The sequence below is a fragment of the Chitinophaga sedimenti genome (assembly GCF_023156195.1).
GTDB classification, from domain to species: domain Bacteria; phylum Bacteroidota; class Bacteroidia; order Chitinophagales; family Chitinophagaceae; genus Chitinophaga; species Chitinophaga sedimenti.
Window position 1 is genome coordinate 15,276 of record NZ_JAKUKA010000001.1, and the last position, 16,806, is coordinate 32,081.

At 50.5% G+C, this 16,806-nt stretch carries 20 protein-coding genes; 7 read left to right on the plus strand and 13 right to left on the minus strand.

Features of this window, described 5'->3' with window-relative positions:
- Nucleotides 1-11 precede the first annotated feature (11 nt).
- Nucleotides 12-392: a carboxy terminal-processing peptidase gene (locus MKQ70_RS00105; RefSeq protein WP_248065909.1), complete on the plus strand. Its 381-nt coding sequence runs from the start codon at nucleotides 12-14 to the stop codon at nucleotides 390-392.
- 56 nt (nucleotides 393-448) lie between these two features.
- Here the strand turns inward: MKQ70_RS00105 and MKQ70_RS00110 are convergent, their stop codons facing one another.
- The 3 genes from MKQ70_RS00110 to MKQ70_RS00120 all read right to left on the minus strand — a co-directional run bounded on the left by MKQ70_RS00110 (nucleotide 449) and on the right by MKQ70_RS00120 (nucleotide 2,722).
- A complete protein-coding gene (locus MKQ70_RS00110; protein ID WP_248065911.1) occupies nucleotides 449-1,396 on the minus strand; it encodes a hydrogen peroxide-inducible genes activator in 948 nt (315 codons plus the stop codon).
- 98 nt (nucleotides 1,397-1,494) lie between these two features.
- Nucleotides 1,495-2,169 (minus strand): hypothetical protein, encoded by a 675-nt coding sequence (locus MKQ70_RS00115; RefSeq protein WP_248065913.1) that lies wholly within the window; start codon nucleotides 2,167-2,169, stop codon nucleotides 1,495-1,497.
- Between the two features lie 25 nt (nucleotides 2,170-2,194).
- Nucleotides 2,195-2,722 carry a hypothetical protein gene (locus tag MKQ70_RS00120; RefSeq protein ID WP_248065915.1) on the minus strand — a complete coding sequence of 176 codons (528 nt, stop codon included), beginning with the start codon at nucleotides 2,720-2,722 and terminating at the stop codon, nucleotides 2,195-2,197.
- A 375-nt stretch (nucleotides 2,723-3,097) separates the two neighbouring features.
- On the opposite strand from MKQ70_RS00120, the gene MKQ70_RS00125 reads away from it, so the two are divergent.
- From MKQ70_RS00125 to MKQ70_RS00140, 4 genes are all read left to right on the plus strand, one after another.
- Nucleotides 3,098-3,478: a glycosyltransferase family 2 protein gene (locus MKQ70_RS00125; RefSeq protein WP_248065917.1), complete on the plus strand. Its 381-nt coding sequence runs from the start codon at nucleotides 3,098-3,100 to the stop codon at nucleotides 3,476-3,478.
- A complete protein-coding gene (locus MKQ70_RS00130; RefSeq protein WP_248065919.1) occupies nucleotides 3,405-3,839 on the plus strand; it encodes a glycosyltransferase family protein in 435 nt (144 codons plus the stop codon). Before MKQ70_RS00125 ends, MKQ70_RS00130 begins: the two co-directional genes overlap by 74 nt.
- Nucleotides 3,840-3,848: 9 nt before the next feature.
- Nucleotides 3,849-4,643, plus strand: a complete 795-nt coding sequence (locus MKQ70_RS00135) for an O-methyltransferase (protein ID WP_248065920.1) — start codon at nucleotides 3,849-3,851, stop codon at nucleotides 4,641-4,643.
- 123 nt (nucleotides 4,644-4,766) lie between these two features.
- Nucleotides 4,767-5,369 carry a hypothetical protein gene (locus MKQ70_RS00140; RefSeq protein WP_248065922.1) on the plus strand — a complete coding sequence of 201 codons (603 nt, stop codon included), beginning with the start codon at nucleotides 4,767-4,769 and terminating at the stop codon, nucleotides 5,367-5,369.
- Nucleotides 5,370-5,688: 319 nt separating this feature from the next.
- Here MKQ70_RS00140 and MKQ70_RS00145 read toward each other — a convergent pair whose 3' ends face one another.
- Nucleotides 5,689-6,291: a DUF4142 domain-containing protein gene (locus MKQ70_RS00145; RefSeq protein ID WP_248065928.1), complete on the minus strand. Its 603-nt coding sequence runs from the start codon at nucleotides 6,289-6,291 to the stop codon at nucleotides 5,689-5,691.
- A gap of 205 nt (nucleotides 6,292-6,496) precedes the next feature.
- On the opposite strand from MKQ70_RS00145, the gene MKQ70_RS00150 reads away from it, so the two are divergent.
- Complete coding sequence (locus MKQ70_RS00150; RefSeq protein ID WP_248065929.1) at nucleotides 6,497-7,288, plus strand: hypothetical protein; 792 nt, start codon at nucleotides 6,497-6,499, stop codon at nucleotides 7,286-7,288.
- 163 nt (nucleotides 7,289-7,451) lie between these two features.
- Entirely contained in the window at nucleotides 7,452-9,068 is a 1,617-nt protein-coding gene (locus MKQ70_RS00155) for a hypothetical protein (protein ID WP_248065931.1), read from the plus strand.
- 33 nt (nucleotides 9,069-9,101) lie between these two features.
- On the opposite strand, the gene MKQ70_RS00160 is transcribed toward MKQ70_RS00155, so the two are convergent.
- From MKQ70_RS00160 to hemA, 9 genes are all read right to left on the minus strand, one after another.
- Nucleotides 9,102-9,335, minus strand: coding sequence for a sensor histidine kinase (locus tag MKQ70_RS00160; RefSeq protein WP_248065932.1), 234 nt, complete (start codon nucleotides 9,333-9,335; stop codon nucleotides 9,102-9,104).
- Between the two features lie 110 nt (nucleotides 9,336-9,445).
- Entirely contained in the window at nucleotides 9,446-9,667 is a 222-nt protein-coding gene (locus MKQ70_RS00165; RefSeq protein WP_248065934.1) for a hypothetical protein, read from the minus strand.
- Entirely contained in the window at nucleotides 9,664-10,545 is an 882-nt protein-coding gene (locus MKQ70_RS00170; protein ID WP_248065937.1) for a glutamate-1-semialdehyde 2,1-aminomutase, read from the minus strand. The genes MKQ70_RS00165 and MKQ70_RS00170 overlap by 4 nt, the downstream gene beginning before the upstream one ends.
- A 213-nt stretch (nucleotides 10,546-10,758) precedes the next feature.
- Nucleotides 10,759-11,733, minus strand: a complete 975-nt coding sequence (gene hemB / locus MKQ70_RS00175) for a porphobilinogen synthase (protein WP_282456148.1) — start codon at nucleotides 11,731-11,733, stop codon at nucleotides 10,759-10,761.
- Nucleotides 11,734-11,760: 27 nt separating this feature from the next.
- Nucleotides 11,761-12,681: an oxygen-dependent coproporphyrinogen oxidase gene (gene hemF, locus MKQ70_RS00180; protein WP_248065939.1), complete on the minus strand. Its 921-nt coding sequence runs from the start codon at nucleotides 12,679-12,681 to the stop codon at nucleotides 11,761-11,763.
- A 3-nt stretch (nucleotides 12,682-12,684) separates the two neighbouring features.
- A complete protein-coding gene (gene hemE / locus MKQ70_RS00185) occupies nucleotides 12,685-13,716 on the minus strand; it encodes a uroporphyrinogen decarboxylase (RefSeq protein WP_248065942.1) in 1,032 nt (343 codons plus the stop codon).
- Nucleotides 13,717-13,719: 3 nt separating this feature from the next.
- Nucleotides 13,720-14,427 carry a uroporphyrinogen-III synthase gene (locus MKQ70_RS00190; RefSeq protein WP_248065944.1) on the minus strand — a complete coding sequence of 236 codons (708 nt, stop codon included), beginning with the start codon at nucleotides 14,425-14,427 and terminating at the stop codon, nucleotides 13,720-13,722.
- Complete coding sequence (gene hemC / locus MKQ70_RS00195; RefSeq protein ID WP_248065953.1) at nucleotides 14,414-15,337, minus strand: hydroxymethylbilane synthase; 924 nt, start codon at nucleotides 15,335-15,337, stop codon at nucleotides 14,414-14,416. The genes MKQ70_RS00190 and hemC overlap by 14 nt, the downstream gene beginning before the upstream one ends.
- A gap of 7 nt (nucleotides 15,338-15,344) precedes the next feature.
- Complete coding sequence (gene hemA / locus MKQ70_RS00200) at nucleotides 15,345-16,598, minus strand: glutamyl-tRNA reductase (RefSeq protein WP_248065955.1); 1,254 nt, start codon at nucleotides 16,596-16,598, stop codon at nucleotides 15,345-15,347.
- Between the last annotated feature and the right edge of the window lie 208 nt (nucleotides 16,599-16,806).

Consider the following 16,806-nt stretch of genomic DNA (forward strand, 5'->3'; position numbering starts at 1 on the left):
ATGTACAGGCTTTGAAAAAGAAAAGTGAAGCACGCGTAGCAGGGAACGAAGCGTTTAAAATGATCAAAGAGAACGTGTCTACCCTGAAGAAACTGGACCAGCAGAAAGATTACTCGCTGAACCTGCAAACCTACAAAGCAGAACAGAAAGCGAATGCCGCTGCCCTTAAAAAATACGATTCGGCGAACGATAAGGTAAAAGACCTGAACATCACCAGCCTGAAAACAGACCTGGACCGCCTGGCCGGCGACTCTGCCAAACTGGCCCGTAACAAGGACTGGTTGAAGATCCGCACCAAAGATGTGTACCTGGACGAAGCAGTGAATGTAATGAACGACCTGATCGGCATTTCATTCCCCAAACTGAAACCAGCTACATCGGCTGCTAACTAAGATTTTTTAGGTTTAGATAAAACACGGAGGGCTGACTTGTTAAGGTCAGCCCTTCGTTATTTCCCGATAATAATATCCACTACCTTCTTCGCCTTCTTTACCTTCATTTTCTCCGGCACACTCTCCAGTATTTCCTTCTTAAAGGCCTCAATTACCGCCTGTTTTACAAAATACCGGTGAGTGACCAAACTGATCTCCCGTACGGGCTCGGGCGCCTTAAAAAAGCGCACCATGTTCATTTGCCTTGCGTTCAGTTCCTGTAGCGACAGTTCGGGCAAAATGGTGTAACCTTCGTTCAGTTCCACCATCTTCTTCAGCGTTTCCACGCTGCCGGTGTTATACTCCAGGTTACGGAATTCACCCATGGTGAACTTGTCGCGGCAGATGTTGAGTACCTGGTTGCGCATGCAATGTCCTTCGTTCAGCAGCCATACTTCTTTAATGTCCAGTTCCTCGGCATTCACCACCTTCTTTTCGGACAGCTTGTTGTTTTTGGCGGTAAACACCACGAAGTTTTCATAAAACAGCGGGTGTTCCTCCAGGTGCGGGTTATGCAGCGGTGTGGCGAGCAGGCCGCAGTCCAGCTGCTCCTGCTTCAGCAGTTGCATAATTTGTTCGGTGGGGTACTCCCATATTTCCAGCTTTACTTTCGGGTACTTTTTCATAAAGGCGGTAAGTACTCTGGGCAGCAGGTACGGCGCGAGGGTGGGTATGATGCCCACCTTTAAAATACCCTGTATCTCCTTTTTCTGGTCTGATATGATTTCCCGGATGCGGGCGTTTTCCTTGATAATGGTACGTGCCTGGTGGATAACGGCCGTGCCTATTTCCGTAGGGACTACCGGCAGTTTGCTGCGGTCGAACAGCTTTACGCCCAGTTCATCTTCCAGCTTCTGGATCTGCATGCTCAGGGTGGGCTGTGTCACGAAGCACTTCTCCGCGGCGGTCACGAAGCTGCGGTAGGTATCTACGGCAACGATGTATTCTAATTGTACGGTTGTCATGGCCTTACAAAGATATTGATGAAATCTATCACTACCTTGAATAGTATTAAAAAAGCCTGCCGGATGACCGGCAGGCTTTACGAAATGCTTTATTGCTACTACAACACTCTGTAGCGGTATTTGATTTTTTCAACATTGGTATACAGTTCCCGGATGTTGATGGAAGCCTGTATCTCGTTCACCGCCTCGTTTTTCAGACCACGGAACTCGTTCTGTTTGGCCTCGATAATGCTTTTATCGGCCAGGCCGTTGTCCTGCGCCAGTTTCAGCGAGTTATTAACCTTGGTGTGGTAGCTGTCCAGCAGCGTAAAGTACTCGTTGTACAGGTTTTCGAAACGTTTAGACTGCAGTACCAGGTCTTCCAGCTGGTTATTGGCTTCTTTCAGGCTGGCATTTTCCTGGAGCAGTTTTTCGTAGTTGAGTTTACCCCTCACTGTGTATTTTTCTTCCAGTTTGGAGAAATAGTCCACTACCTTCTCCTTTTTAAAGTCGAAGAAGAACTCATTCAGCGTTTCGGCGATGGTTTTGTTGCCGCGGTTAGGCGGTGTCATTTTCAGGGCCGTTACGGTGAACAACAGGTGGTCATACATATTGTCCTGCAACAGGTTCAGTTGGTCCTTGTTAAAGTTGAGGCCGAACTCGAACTTCTGGTTGGCATCGTTAAGCGCCGTGTAATAGATTACATATTTATTCAATTCTTTTTCAAACGCCTGCAGGTTCTTTTTGTTGATAGCCTTGTTGTTTTGGGCTACACTATGCAAAAAGGTCATCACCGAATTGGCGATGGCCAGGGGGGCGTTAACGACGTAAAACTTTTAAAGATCGGGCGTTGATAATGGATTTGGTAGACTCGATGATCCCGCCGTTACGGTCATTTTTGTCGGCCTTGCCCTGCAGTACGATCTTTTCTACCAGGTCTACGATGCGGTCGCTCAGCGAAAAGCCGAGTTCCTTGCTCTCCGGGTTGTTGAGCGAGGTAATGAACACGTCGAGGTTATTGGTAGTAGTACGTGATTTTAAGTCGATGATCTTTTTATTAAGAAGATAGTACGTTTCGGAAGCGTTGGTGAGATTGTCCTTGATCAGCTGATATTTCGTCTGGTTGTCAATCTCACGGCTCTGCATCAGTACCGGATGGTGTTGGAGTTTTGCTTGTCGCTGTCCGCCACCTTTTGCAACTCTTCCAGGATTTTCTTGATCGTTGTGTCCACGGGACTTCATCACCCCTGGTCGCATGTCGTTGGGTAGCCGTGTAGTATCCTGGGCCACTGCGGACATGGAGAAGGAGATCATCAATACCGGAAATACGAATCGGATAAATTTCATGTGTTTCTTTTTGTTCAGACTTGGTTTTTCGGGCGGTCTCGATGTAGGTAAAGCATTCAACATCAATGGTTCCGCTGGTTTAAGATAAAGCATGAATCCAGGCCTTAATTTAAGTTTCAGAAATTAAGAAAATATAATGCCAAAAACTTCAAGTCACAAAGATAAGGATTATTCTTACTGCATAAGCGTTTCGCGTCAAATCAATAGTGTGACAGGCGGCGAACGCGGCTGATAACCGGGGCGCAGTGCGTAAAGCGCCTGCTTATCAACCTAAAAGAAGCCGGCGGTGTTATATATAAGATTTTGAGCCTTAGCAGAATTATTTCCTCCTTTGAACCCTTTTCTTATTTTTGTTGCCAAAATGAAAAATCCTGCATGCTAAACAACAAAAAGGTAGTCGTAGTATTACCTGCCTACAACGCAGCCCTTACCCTTGAGAAAACCTGGCGCGAAATCCCTTTTGAGATCGTAGACGAGGTAGTACTGGTGGATGACGCCAGTAAAGACAATACCGTGGAAGTGGGCCGTCAGCTCGGCATCAAACACATCATCCGCCATGATAAAAATAAGGGCTACGGCGGCAACCAGAAATCCTGCTACAACAAAGCACTGGAACTGGGCGCCGATATTGTGATCATGTTGCATCCGGATTACCAGTATACACCCAAACTGCTCCCCGGCAATGACCAGCATCATTGCCAACGACCTGTACCCGGCCGTTTTTGGTTCCCGCATCCTTGGCAAAGGCGCCCTTAAAGGTGGCATGCCGATGTATAAATATATCTTTAACCGCTTCCTGACCCTCACCCAAAACGTGCTGATCGGCCAGAAGCTGAGTGAATATCATACAGGTTACCGCGCATTTTCCGCAGAGGTGCTGCGCAGCATCGATTACATGGCGAACAGCGACGATTTCGTGTTCGACAATGAAATGATCTCACAGATTTTCATGAAAGGCTTTGAAATCGGGGAAGTTACCTGCCCGACCAAATACTTTGATGAGGCATCGAGCATCAACTTTAAGCGCAGCGCCATTTATGGCCTGGGCGTACTGCGTGTATCGCTGCAGCACAGGTTGCACATGTGGGGTTTGGTGAAGAATAAGATTTACAAGTAAAATAGCATAGTGAGTATACAGCACCAGATAGAACTTGCGAAGAAATACCTGCGTTACTACTTTTCTGCCGGCAACCGGCACGATGTGCATTCTCCGTTCGTATTTACGCTGATAGAGGAGGTACTGAGTAAAAAGGCCGCACGTGCTGCCTATGACCCGATAGAGGCATTGCGGACGAAGCTGTTGCAGAGCCGCGACATCGTGAATGTGACCGACCTCGGGGCCGGCTCCCTCACCGGCGCCGGTACGGAACGTAAGGTGAGCGATATTGCCCGTCATGCCGCCAAGCCGCCAAAGTTCGGGCAATTGTTCTACCGCATGGTGCAGCATTTTGCACCGGCCAATATCCCGGAACTGGGTACCTCGCTGGGCATGAGCACTGCCTACATGGCCAGCGCCCGCCCGAACAGTACCGTGTATACGATAGAAGGCTGTCCCAATATTACCGCGCAGGCCAAAGCCAACTTCGCGGAACTGGGGTTGCAGAACATACGCCAGTTCACCGGTAATTTCGACGATGTACTGCCCAAAGTACTACAGGAGGTAACACCGGACTTTGTGTACATCGACGGTAATCACCGCAAGGAGCCTACGCTCGATTACTTCCGCCAGTGTGCAGATAAGGCCTCGGAAAACGCGGTGTTTATCTTCGATGATATCCACTGGACAAACGGGATGGAAGAAGCCTGGAAAACGATCCAGGACGATGAGCGGGTAACGCTGACGGTCGACCTGTTCTTTATCGGGCTGGTCTTTTTCCGAAAGGATTTTAAAGTAAAACAACACTTTACGATCAAGTTTTAATAAATGCCGGTCAGTCAACATGACCGGCATTCTTTTTTGTTACATTTGAGTGGCCCCGCCGCCAAAGGCGATTTGCGCAGGATTCCGGCCTGTATATTGTAACTGGTTGCCAAATAATAGATCATGATTAAACGCCTTTCTGTATGGTGCGCCTTCGGTTTGCTGGTGGCGTGTAATAACAACCCGACGCGCGAGCCGCAGGCCGATTCCGCGGAAGTGATCACAGACAACACCGATGCTAACCTCCAGCTGCCCGACCAGCAGGATTCCGTGCTGTTCAATAAGTTGGTGGTGACCGGCACGTTTCGCCAGTTCCAGGTGAGTGAGGCAGTGGGGGAGATGGGCTGGACAGGCATCTTCCGGAACGATACCGGTTATTATGCCGTGCCCACGCAACTGTTTGCCACCCGTGTACCGGGAGCCGGCGGCGATACCATTGATATGGAAATTGCCGCCGATAACCGGGATTCATTGCTGGTGGCTGTAAGCAGCAAACTGGGATTGCCATCGGGATATATCAAAACGGCTTCCCTGCCGGAAGATCCCTGCATTACCGCGGGAAAGCGGTTCAGGCTTAAGTTCGAAGACCAGCTCTATGAGCTCTTCGCTACCGGCGATACCACCCGCCCCAACGCGGTATCGCGTTATCGGCTGTATATCTCAACGGAAAGAAACGGGGAAAAGAGGACCCAGCTGATTGGTGCGGTGCCGCAGTTCCGGTGGTAGATGGTATGTGTTTGCTTTTTGCCGGCGATATGGATGGCGATGGTTTCTGGATCTTTTGATCGATACGTCGGCCGATGAACGCTTTGTATCACCTACGCTGTACTTGTCGCGGTTTGCCGAAACCCCCGACGTGTTAAAGGTGGTGGGCTACTTCAATCTGGCGGGGTTATAACATAAAAAAGGGGCTGCTTCCTCAAAAGCAACCCCTTTGCTGTTTCTTTTCTCATTCACATAACCATCCTGTCTTAAAGAAACAGTTAAACTGCAGGTACTCTGCTACCAGCGTTGATTAATTATTTCTTCGCGTCCAGTTTCTCTTTCAGCGTTTTAGCATGTTCCAGGTGCGCGCGCAGTTCTGGCAGCGCATCGGTGAACGCTTTTTCACGTCCGGGTCGTTTGACTTATCTGCCGATTTCTCAAACATATCGATCGCTTTCTCGTGTTTATCTACCAGGTCGTCTACATATGCTTTATCAAAATCAAGTCCTGTCTTTTCGCCTGTTTTGTTAATGTCGTCCAGTTGTCCCTGTTCAATAGTTTCAGGCAGTGTAAATGATTTTTTCTTTGCGAGGTCAACAAGCTGTTTGTTCAGTTTGTTGTGCGCCGTTACCATCATGGCAGCGATCTTTTTCACGTCCGCATCGGTGGCTTTGGTTTTAGCTGCTTCGGAAGCTTTTACTTCGTACAGTCCGTCCGAATAAGCGCGTACCACACGTTTGGAATCATCTTCCAGCGAATCGGTCGCAAATTTGTCTTTGTTCATGTCGATTGCATCGCCCTTGTCCACGAGCGAATCGGAGATTTCCGTGTTAGCGGTGTCCGAATTGTTTGTCTGGGTGCCGGAGTTACAAGCATTCAACATCACAAAAGATCCACAGATCAGTGCCGTTCCGGTGAGGGTCTTCAAATTCAGCTTTTTCATGGTTTTCCATTTTTTATTGCTGATAGGGTTGAAAAGATTGTGCCAATGGTATAAGCCCCTCATAATCTGTTGTTTACTGCCCAAAATTGTGGACTCCAATCCCCGTAACGGTTCTTCCTGTGCATAAAAAGTAGGGGAATGCACGGTTAGATTACAAATTATCTATATATTTATAGCCGTTTAAAAAATACGGCCCTATACACCTATGAGAACCGCATTCACCATCGCCGCATTGCTGGTCGTGCAGCTGTTGCATGCCCAGGGGCCGCACGTTAAGGCTGCACAGCCGCTCCCTTTCGAGGAAAAAATGAACGTTGTAGCGTGGCTTTGCAGCTACGACAGCGTAGCCACCTTTATTTCCGATATTGCGATGACCATGCCGTATGAGCAGCGCCTCCGCATCGGGCGTCACTGGTTTTGTCTGCAAGGGCCGGACGGGGTATGGCAGGCGGTGTTCGGCCGTTTCGCCAACGGGCGGTACGACCTGGTGAGCCATTACCGCATGGTCGATTCGTTTAATATAGACCAGGTATGCGATGCGGATACGGCCATGCTAAACAGCCACTCCCGGGCCATCGACAATGCCTATGCCGAAGCGTCGAAGATAATAGGGCCCTCCCAGGTGCGTTTTAATAAATTCCTGAAAGATAACCCTGACGGTACCCTCAGCATCTGGATGATGCCCTCGGTACAGTCGGCCGACATCGCGATGTATGGTGGGGAGTTTTATTATAAATTTGATAAAACGGGTACAGCGGTGCTGGACCGGAACGAATACTACACCGGAAGGTTCCGCGGTTTTAAAACGGGCAGCCCCCGCGAAATTCACCTGGACTACCTGCAAGACGATACACCCACCTTAGGGGCCATGTATTTTGCCTGGCGTAACCGTAAAGTTTTCGGCGATATCTATATCGAAAACAAAGTAAACAGGATGGTACTATCCTATAATGAGGATAAAGGGTATCATTGGGTTACGACCGGCAGGAAGAAATAGCAGAAACTTATATTCGTTCAACCATTTACGTTATTGGGGAAAGACCGGTATCTTGTCCGCCGGATAACAGCGTGATTATTAATATGCAGTACCGCGCTGTACCTGGGTATAGATCAAATGTATCTTTCATTGGTATTATGCCATTTATAAAACGGGTTTTTAAATGTTACACTGGATTAAAAGCATACTTGGCGCCGATCCCAGCCCCCAATACTCCTGGGTTACGGCCAAATCACTTTTCCAGTTTGTTAGTGAGCACATCGATCTCTCCGGTAAGTTGGATGAGAAAGCCCTCGTGTTGCCCGACGAGGAGCCACTACCACCCGGCGCCGATTTACGGTATGCGGCAGGGCTAAAAGATGCGCTGGCAGCCATTTCGGAACAGGGGGAAGAGGAGGTAACGCAAATGGCCGAACAGGTAGTACAGTTGCTGCAAAAGGTAGCCACCCGCGGAGATATTACCGCAGGCAACCAGTTGTTCAATTTCCTGGTCAATAACGGTGACCTGATGGCATACATCGATCCGGTGCTGGAACGTGTTGTGCAGCTTAATCTTGAAATAGAACCACATTTATACCTGTTCGCTAAGTTACTCACTTTTGAATGCGCCCACCGCAACGGGGTGAAGTTCGGTATGGCCTTGCTGGGCCTGTGCCGCCGCGATGAAGTGCTGCCCATGTTGCGTATGTTAGGACTGCATGATGAATTCACGATTTACAGCACCATCGCCATTATTTATCTTTCTCCCGATCCGGAAACGGACCTCTGGAACCTGGCGCGCCAGGTCGACGGCTGGGGGCGGGTACAGGTGGTCGACCGGCTTGCGTTGCTGGCGGAGGATGAAGCGGTAAAGGACTGGCTGGTACGCGAAGGGTACAGGAACAGCATCATGTACGAGTACCTCGCATACACCTGCGCCCTGCACGGGGAGCTGCATGAAAAGTTAGATGTTCCCGCCATCGATAAACAGTTGTTTGCCGCGGCGGGCGACCTGCTCGAAGCCATGATCATGGGCGGACCGGCAGAAGATATTAATGAGTATGAATTTGCCGCGCCGGCCATTGAAAACTACGTGCGCCATGCCCGGACGCTGGCCGATAATGTACACGATTTTTACATCCTCCACGAAATAGGCAACTATATTGCGCTGGAAACGCGCGACTGGAAAGTACTTCGCAATAACGGCTGGACGCAGGACCTGCGCTCCAACGTGTTAATCGATATCATGGGTATTATCCAGCAACCGGGCTGGCATAAGCGGGTGATGGCAGGGTTGCAGAGCGAAGAAAGTGTCGAGTATTACCAGGCAAAGGAGGCCGCCAAAATTCTGCGCATTAATACGGAAGACATTTTCTGGCACCGCCTGCGCATGGAGCCCACTAATAGTAATTCCTGGTACGATGTACTCGATCATGGCAACGGCGTGCACATTGACGATGCGGTACGTTACGCTATGGAAACATTATTACAGCAAAACGTCGATAATGAAGGTGCAGCAATACAGGCAGGTTTGTCGCTCGATTTTTTAGTGAACGCACTGGCCAAACATCCCGGTAAGGGAGAAACGTTATTGCTGGCGGCGTTGCAAAGTACGCAGCTGCGCAGCCGGAGTATGGCCGTACGTACATTAAGTGTATGGGAACAGGACGACTGGACGCCCGCTCTTCGTGATGCCCTGCTGCGGCTGGGCGCCACAGAGCCGCATGAAAGTTTGCGCCACGACATCCGTAAGGTGTTAAGCGGGGAGATTTTAGATGATGAAGAAAGTGATGAAAGTTGAAGTGTGCGACGCAACGGCAGTTGAAGAATGTACTTAAGATGACCCCAAAGGAATAGTAAAAGTAAACACAGACCCTTTCCCCAATTCACTCTCTACCTCCAGCAGGCCTCCATGGCGCTGCACGATCTGCGAGGAAATATATAAACCCAGTCCCATTCCCGGAAATGTATGCATGTTATTGGTGGTAACACGGTAGAAGCGGTCAAATATTTTAGGTAGATCTGCTGCCGGTATACCGTATCCCTCATCACGCACGCGTATCTGCACGCCGTCTCCGGTGTTCGCGGGTGCAATGAAGGCACTACTATTATGCCATAAAAAAAGCCGCCCCGGAAACGGGGCAGCTCAGGATTGGAACCTCTTGTTCCGCTCGTTAACTATTTAATCGCCTGCATGGCCGATTTGGCGGCGTTTACAGTGAATTCGATGTCTTCGTTAGTGATCGCATGGCTCACAAACCAGGTTTCGAATGCAGAAGGTGGTAAATACACACCGCGCTCCAGCATGGCATGGAAGAACCGGCGGAATAGTTCATTGTTTGCACCAGATGCTGAGTTGAAGTCCACGATCGGGTACTCTGCAAAGTGTACGCTGATCATGGAACCGATCTGGTTGATCTGGTATACCACACCCGCAGCGCCAAATGCTTCGCGCAGTCCGGCCGCCAGCAGGTTGGTTTTTCTTCCAGCTGGGTATAGATCTGTGGATTTTCGTTCAGCGTGTTCAGCAAGGTATAACCTGCGATCATCGCAATGGGATTGCCGCTCAATGTACCAGCCTGGTATACTTTGCCGGCTGGAGCAATGTGTTCCATCAGCTCCCTGCGACCGGCGAACGCGCCTACAGGCATGCCGCCGCCAATGATTTTACCGAAGGTTACCAGGTCTGCTTTGATGTTCAGCAGTTCCTGTGCGCCACCGCGGGCAAGGCGGAAGCCGGTCATCACTTCGTCGAGGATCAGCAGGATGCCATGCTCGTCGCACAGGTTGCGCAAACCTTCCAGGAAGCCCGGTTGTGGCAGGATGCAGCCCATGTTGCCCGCCACGGGTTCAATGATGATGGCGGCAATCTCGTCCGGGTTTTCCGCGATCAGCTGCTGTACCGCAGGCAGGTTATTGTAGGGGGCAGTCAGTGTATCTGCTGCCACAGTAGCCGTTACACCGGGCACCGATTGAATACCCAGCGTGGCAACACCGCTCCCGGCGCTTACAAGGAACGAGTCGGCATGACCGTGATAGTTGCCTTCGAATTTGATGAATTTATTCCTGCCGGTATACCCGCGGGCCAGGCGGATGGCGGTCATACAGGCTTCTGTGCCGGAGTTGACCATGCGCACCATATCTACGTTGGGCACCATGCTGACAAGCAGCTCCGCCACTTGAATTTCCAGCTCGGTGGGCGCACCAAAGGAAGTAGAGTAGGTCGCGTATTCCTGGATGGCATTCACTACCGGCTGGTATGCGTGCCCCATGATCATCGGGCCCCCAGGAGTTGATATAATCGATATAACGGTTGCCGTCTACATCATACATGTAGGCGCCTTTGGCCGATTTCATGAACACAGGCGTGCCGCCTACGCTCCTGAACGCACGTACGGGCGAGTTTACCCCGCCGGGCATCAGCGTTTGCGCTTTTTCAAATAAGGATTTGCTCTGGTCAAACATGTCAGGCGTTATTTTTCATGGAATAATTAACCGATAATCAGTTTGGCGGCGTCTTTCGCAAAGTAGGTCGCGATCAGATCGGCGCCGGCGCGACGGATGCTGGTCAGGCTTTCCAGCACGGCTTTTTCTTCATTCAGCCAGCCCATTTTAGCGGCGGCTTTAATCATGGCGTATTCACCGCTCACATGGTAAGCGCTTACCGGAACGGTCACGCTGTCCTTAATCAACCGCATAATATCAAGGTAGGCCATCGCCGGTTTTACCATCACGATGTCTGCTCCCTCATCTACGTCCATCAACGTTTCCTTCAGGGCTTCGCGCGCATTGGCGTAGTCCATCTGGTACGTTTTTTTGTCACCGAAACCGGGCGCGGAATCCAGCGCATCGCGGAAGGGACCATAGAAGCAGGATGCATATTTGGCACTGTATGCCATGATTCCCGTCTTTGTAAAGTTGTTCTCTTCCAGTATTTCACGGATGGCTAAAATGCGGCCGTCCATCATGTCACTAGGCGCCACAATATCTGCGCCAGCCTGTGCATGGCTGAGGCTCATTTCGGCTAACACGTTTACGGTCGCGTCGTTCACGATCTCTTCACCTTCCACGATGCCATCATGGCCGTAAATGGAGAAGGGATCGAGTGCTACGTCGGTCATCACCACCATGGCAGGTTCGGCTTCCTTCACCGTTTTGATGGCGCGTTGCATAAGACCGTTGGGATTCAGCGCTTCCGTTCCCTTGTTATCTTTCAGGTTGTCTTCACACTTAATGAATAATAATACGCTCTTAATCCCGAGGCTCCACAATTCCTTTACTTCCGCTTTCAGCAGATCGAGTGTAAACCGGTAGTAGCCTGGCATGGAAGATATTTCCTCCTTTTTATTGCTGCCTTCGATCACGAACAGCGGTGCAATAAAATGCTCGGGCCTTAAAATCGTTTCCGCCACCATTGCCCGGATAGCGGGAGATTGTCTGAGTATCCTGTTTCTTCTGATCATCATGCGCTCCTTATTTTAAGATGGTAAATATTATTGTATGTTGATCCAGTCCTGCGGCTTCAGGTGCTCCACGAGTTCCGCTTCCGGACTTCCCGGTGCGGGATGGTAGTCATATTCCCAGCGTGCGCGCGGCGGAAGGCTCATCAGGATGGACTCGATACGACCATTGGTTTTTAAGCCGAACAAGGTACCGCGGTCGTGAATAAGATTGAACTCTACATAACGTCCCCGGCGGTATTCCTGCCAGTCGATGTGTTCCTGCGTGTAAGGCAGGTCTTTTCTTTTCTCCACTATAGGAAGATAGGCTTGCAGGAAGGCATTGCCGTTCGCCATCGAAAAAGCGAGGATGTCTTCCGCTTTCTGCGTATCGTTGGGACGAAGATAGTCGTAAAATATACCACCAATGCCACGGGCTTCGTCGCCACGATGTTTATTGGTGAAATACTCGTCGCACACTTTTTTATATTTCGGATACAGGTCTGCTCCAAAAGGATCACAGGCATTTTTAAAGGTCGTATGGAAGTGTTTTCCATCTTCTTTAAAAAGATAGTACGGGGTTAAGTCCGCACCGCCGCCAAACCAGCTGTCGATGAACCTGCCGCTTTGATCATATAGCTCGAAGTAGCGCCAGTTTGCATGCACCGTAGGTACAAAAGGGTTCAGCGGGTGAATCACCAGCGAAATACCAGCTGCGAGGAAGTTACAATCTTCCGCCACACCAAAGTGTTTGATCATGGCGGGCGCAAGTTTTCCGTATACCACGGAGGTATTTACGCCACCCTTTTCAAACACATTGCCGCCGCTGATCACACGCGTTTTACCGCCACCGCCTTCGGCGCGTTCCCACTTGTCTTCGCGGAATTTCGCTTTACCGTCGAGCTGTTCCAGGCCGGCGCAGATCTCGTCCTGCAGGCGGTGAATAAAAGTTATGAACTGGTCTTTTATTTCCATGCTTTAAATGCTGTATGCTTTAACGGCGTCTACAAATGCGCGGGCATGATCTACCGGAACGTGCGGCAGGATGCCGTGGCCGAGGTTGGCAATGTAACGCTGGGTGCCAAAGCCGTCGATCATCGTCTTTACAGATTGCTGAATTTCAGGAATAGGCGCCAGCAATTTAGCCGGGTCAAAGTTGCCCTGCAAAGTAACATTGTTACCCGCAAACTGGCGGGCGAGCCGGGGTTTAATGGCCCAGTCCACCCCCAGGCCAGCTGCGCCGGTGGCAGCCATTTCCTCCAGTGCAAACCAGGCGCCTTTGGCAAATACGATCACGGGACAAACATCTTTTAATGCAGCCACGATCTGGCGGATATATTTTAATGAGAAGTTCTCAAAATCTTCCGGACTTAACAAACCGCCCCAGCTATCGAACACCTGTACGGTGTCGGCGCCTGCTTTTACCTGCTCTTTCAGGTAAGCGATCGTCGTGTCGGTCACCATCTGCAGCACCTGGTGGGCAGCGTCCGGTTGTTTGTAACAGAATTCTTTAGCGGCATCGAAGGTTTTAGAACCTTTACCCTGTACCATGTAGCAGAGCAATGTCCATGGTGCGCCTGCGAAACCGATGAGGGGAACGCGGCCCGCCAGTGTTTTTTTGGTGAGCGCCAGTGCTTCGAATACGTAGCCCAGTGTTTCATTCACATTAGGTACGTGGATGCGTTTAATATCATCTACCGTTTTGATGGGATCGGGGAGGAGCGGGCCAAGTTTTTCCACCAGCTGTACTTCCATACCCATGGCCTGCGGCACCACCAGAATGTCGGAGAAGATAATCGCTGCGTCTACACCAACCTGGTCTACCGGCATAACGGTAATTTCGGTGGCCAGGGCAGGGTTCTGGCAGCGCTCGAAGAAGGAATATTTTTCGCGCAGTTTGATGTAGTCGGGAAGGTAGCGGCCTGCCTGGCGCATCATCCATACCGGTACACGTTCTGTTTTTTCACCCTTCAGGGCCCTCAGCATAAGATCGTTCTGTAATCCGCTCATTCTTTACGATTGATTGTTAAAATAATGTATGGCTGTGTGGACGAGCGACTCCGCCGTTGCGGCTTCGCTGACCACGATGGTGTTTTGTGTGAATTCGCGCAGCACGCCGGCCGTGGTTTGCCCGATGGCGAAACAGATGGTTTCCGGGGCAGGCGTGTTGTTGGCGAAGTAACTGCGGATGCCGCTGGGGCTGTAAAACAGGATCCCGTCGTATTGTCCGGCGAGGGTATTTTGCAGTTCCGTGGTTTCGTACACGGTAATCTCCTCCAGCGGAACATTTTGTTGCGCCAGGGCTACCGGCAGTTCGTCGCGGCGGATATTTCCGCAGAAAAACACGATGTTTTTCGCCTGCTGGTGGAGCAGGATAACGGCGAGGACCGCGCTGCTCACGGCATTGGCTACGACCGTGCTGTTGGGAAAATATTCCTGCACCGCTTCGATGGTCGCGCCGGGGAGGCAGTACAGTTCCCATTTGGCCAGCGTGGTATCGCCCAATGCCGCCACTGCCTTTACTGCATTGGCACTGGTGAATACAGCGCTCACGCGGCTTTGCAGCAGTTCCTGCAAACGTGCTCTTAAAGCAGGCGTATCTGCATAACTAATACTGATAAACGCACGGGGAATGATTTGCACGCCACTATCGGCGGCTGATTGTATCAGCGCGACATCAATCCTTTTGGTGCTGAGTATGCGATGTTTATACGCCGGCATTCCTGATTTGTGCAACGATATGCGATCCGCCCTGGTCCAGGATTTCCTGTGCGGCCTGCTGGCCCAGTGTGGTGGTTTTTTCAAGCGGGAGTGTTCTTTCCACGGTGTAGGACACGGTACCATCGAGGCTGCAAAGGCTGCCTTCGAACCACAGGGTACCGTCCTCTATCCGGGCATATGCGCTGATCGGGGTGGTACATCCGCCCATTAAAGTACGGAGGAAGTCGCGTTCGATCTTCGTACATACCGAGGTGGCTTCGTGGTTGATGGGTGTAATGGCCTCGCGGCAGAAGTCGTCGTTGTCGCGGCATACCACTACTACGGCGCCTTGTGCCGGTGCCGGCAGCATCCAGTCCAGTTCTACGGACTCCGGAGGTCGTACCCCGATCCTTTCCAGTCCGGCTGCCGCGAAGATGGCGCCATTCCAGTTTTCGGACGCGAGTTTCTGCAAACGGGTGTTTACGTTTCCACGCAGGTTATGCAGCTGGTGCTGCGGAAAACGGCGCAGCCACTGCGCCTTGCGGCGAATGCTGCTTGTAGCAATATGTGCAACGCCCTCCGGGTTATCCGGGAAGGACAGGTCGTTTTTATATACCAGCAAATCCTTTACGGGGCCGCGTGCTAATACTGCCGCCTGCATGATGCCTTTAGGCAATTGGGTAGGAACGTCTTTGAGGGAATGTACCGCGATATCTATCTTCCCGCCCAGTAACGCAATGTCCAGGCTTTTGGTGAAGATGCCCTGTACACCGATTTCGTACAACGGGGTCACGAGGTCGATGTCGCCATCGCTTTTGATGGGTACGAGTTCAGTACTGTACCCTTGTTTCTCCAACAGGTCTTTTACCTGGTAAGCCTGCCATAATGCGAGCTGGCTTTCCCGGGTGCCTATCTTAATCGTTTTTTGCATGAGCTTATTAATCCTGATTAACGCCAGTCTCGAAAATATCGTTGATCATGGCGATGTACTGGTCGCTCTTATCCGTTTCCTTCCGCACTTTGCCCGCCATGAGGTTGATCATTTTCTGGATAATGCGGGAAGATACTTCTTCCACATCTTCCAGTTTATACGCACTGCCGTTCTTTTGCTGCTGTATCTCGCGTGTATGTATCTCCTGCAGCTTATCTTTCACCGCTTTTAACACTACGGCGTGTTTCCGCATTTTATGCCAGTACAGGAATTCCTGCATGTGTTCGTCAATAATCGACTGCGCTTTCGGTACCTCGCTCAGCCTGTTCTGCAGGGTTTCGTCCTGCACTTTGGAAAGCTCGTCTACATTCACCACTTCCACGTGCGAAAGTTCATTCACTTCCGGCGCCACATTAAACGGAATCGACAGGTCGATCACCAGTTTGGGAGAGGTGTTTTCCAGCTGCGCTTTTACGATGGTAGGCTGTGTGGCATTGGTGGCCACCAGGATTACGTCCGCATCTTTTAATGCGCCGCCCAGTCCATCGAAAGGAACATATTTTAAGCCATGTGCCGTGGCGAATTCTTCCGCCGCAGCAATGGTACGGTTTACCAGCAGAATGTTTTTGGTACCCAGGTAATCCATCATGTTTTTAGCGGTGTTACGGCCAATTTTGCCCACACCCAGCAACACGATTTTTTTATCCCTGATATCGGTGATCTTGCGTTCGAGCAACCTTACCGCGGCAAAGGCCACAGATACGGTACCGGAGCTAAGGCGGGTTTCATTTTTGATTAATTTGGATACCTGTAATACGCTGTTCACAAGTCTTTCCAGGAAAGTTCCAATACAGCCGTTCGCCTTTGCGAATTTGGCAGCAGTCCTTATCTGGCCCACTACTTCATAATCGCCCAGGATCTGCGAATCCAACCCGGTACCCACCTGGTACAGGTGGCGGATGGCCGCTTCGCCCGATTTAACGTACGCTACTTCTTTAAAGGAATCGAGGCTGCCCGCGGTTTGCGTACAAAGCAGTGCCATTAACTGCTCCGGCGCTTCCGCGAATCCGTAAACCTCCGTCCTGTTACAGGTAGAGAGGATGAACAGATCATTCAACCGCGTATTTTTCGCCTCCACCAGCACCTGTTGATATTGCTCCTGGTTAACGGCGAATAATCCTCTGATGGCAGCGTCTGTTTTCTTATAGTTGAGTCCAACGATATGAAAATGTGATATGTCTCTAGGGTAATTGACCTGCATTTTATTTTTCTCTAAGCTTCCGGGTGCAAATTTACTGGCCTGGGTTTCAAAAGCTGGCATGTCGACGTCATTAGTGTGTCATTTCTCCAATGGTGGCGGATCTTACGAAAAAATGACTTTCATCATTTTTGACCGAAGATTAGAACATCTTAATGTGTTTGGCTTTTATTCAACAATTATATGACATATCTTGAGGGACGGTGCGACT

Coding starts and splice junctions, on each gene's coding strand:
- MKQ70_RS00120 (WP_248065915.1), bottom strand. CDS start 2,722: ATGAAATTTATCCGATTCGTATTTCCGGTATTGATGATCTCCTTCTCC.
- MKQ70_RS00130 (WP_248065919.1), top strand. CDS start 3,405: ATGACCAGCATCATTGCCAACGACCTGTACCCGGCCGTTTTTGGTTCC.
- MKQ70_RS00190 (WP_248065944.1), bottom strand. CDS start 14,427: ATGCCGGCGTATAAACATCGCATACTCAGCACCAAAAGGATTGATGTC.
- MKQ70_RS00165 (WP_248065934.1), bottom strand. CDS start 9,667: ATGATCAGCGTACACTTTGCAGAGTACCCGATCGTGGACTTCAACTCA.
- MKQ70_RS00140 (WP_248065922.1), top strand. CDS start 4,767: ATGATTAAACGCCTTTCTGTATGGTGCGCCTTCGGTTTGCTGGTGGCG.
- MKQ70_RS00155 (WP_248065931.1), top strand. CDS start 7,452: ATGTTACACTGGATTAAAAGCATACTTGGCGCCGATCCCAGCCCCCAA.
- MKQ70_RS00150 (WP_248065929.1), top strand. CDS start 6,497: ATGAGAACCGCATTCACCATCGCCGCATTGCTGGTCGTGCAGCTGTTG.
- MKQ70_RS00145 (WP_248065928.1), bottom strand. CDS start 6,291: ATGAAAAAGCTGAATTTGAAGACCCTCACCGGAACGGCACTGATCTGT.
- hemA (WP_248065955.1), bottom strand. CDS start 16,598: ATGCAGGTCAATTACCCTAGAGACATATCACATTTTCATATCGTTGGA.
- hemE (WP_248065942.1), bottom strand. CDS start 13,716: ATGAGCGGATTACAGAACGATCTTATGCTGAGGGCCCTGAAGGGTGAA.
- hemC (WP_248065953.1), bottom strand. CDS start 15,337: ATGCAAAAAACGATTAAGATAGGCACCCGGGAAAGCCAGCTCGCATTA.
- hemF (WP_248065939.1), bottom strand. CDS start 12,681: ATGGAAATAAAAGACCAGTTCATAACTTTTATTCACCGCCTGCAGGAC.
- MKQ70_RS00110 (WP_248065911.1), bottom strand. CDS start 1,396: ATGACAACCGTACAATTAGAATACATCGTTGCCGTAGATACCTACCGC.
- hemB (WP_282456148.1), bottom strand. CDS start 11,733: ATGATGATCAGAAGAAACAGGATACTCAGACAATCTCCCGCTATCCGG.
- MKQ70_RS00125 (WP_248065917.1), top strand. CDS start 3,098: ATGCTAAACAACAAAAAGGTAGTCGTAGTATTACCTGCCTACAACGCA.
- MKQ70_RS00170 (WP_248065937.1), bottom strand. CDS start 10,545: ATGATCATGGGGCACGCATACCAGCCGGTAGTGAATGCCATCCAGGAA.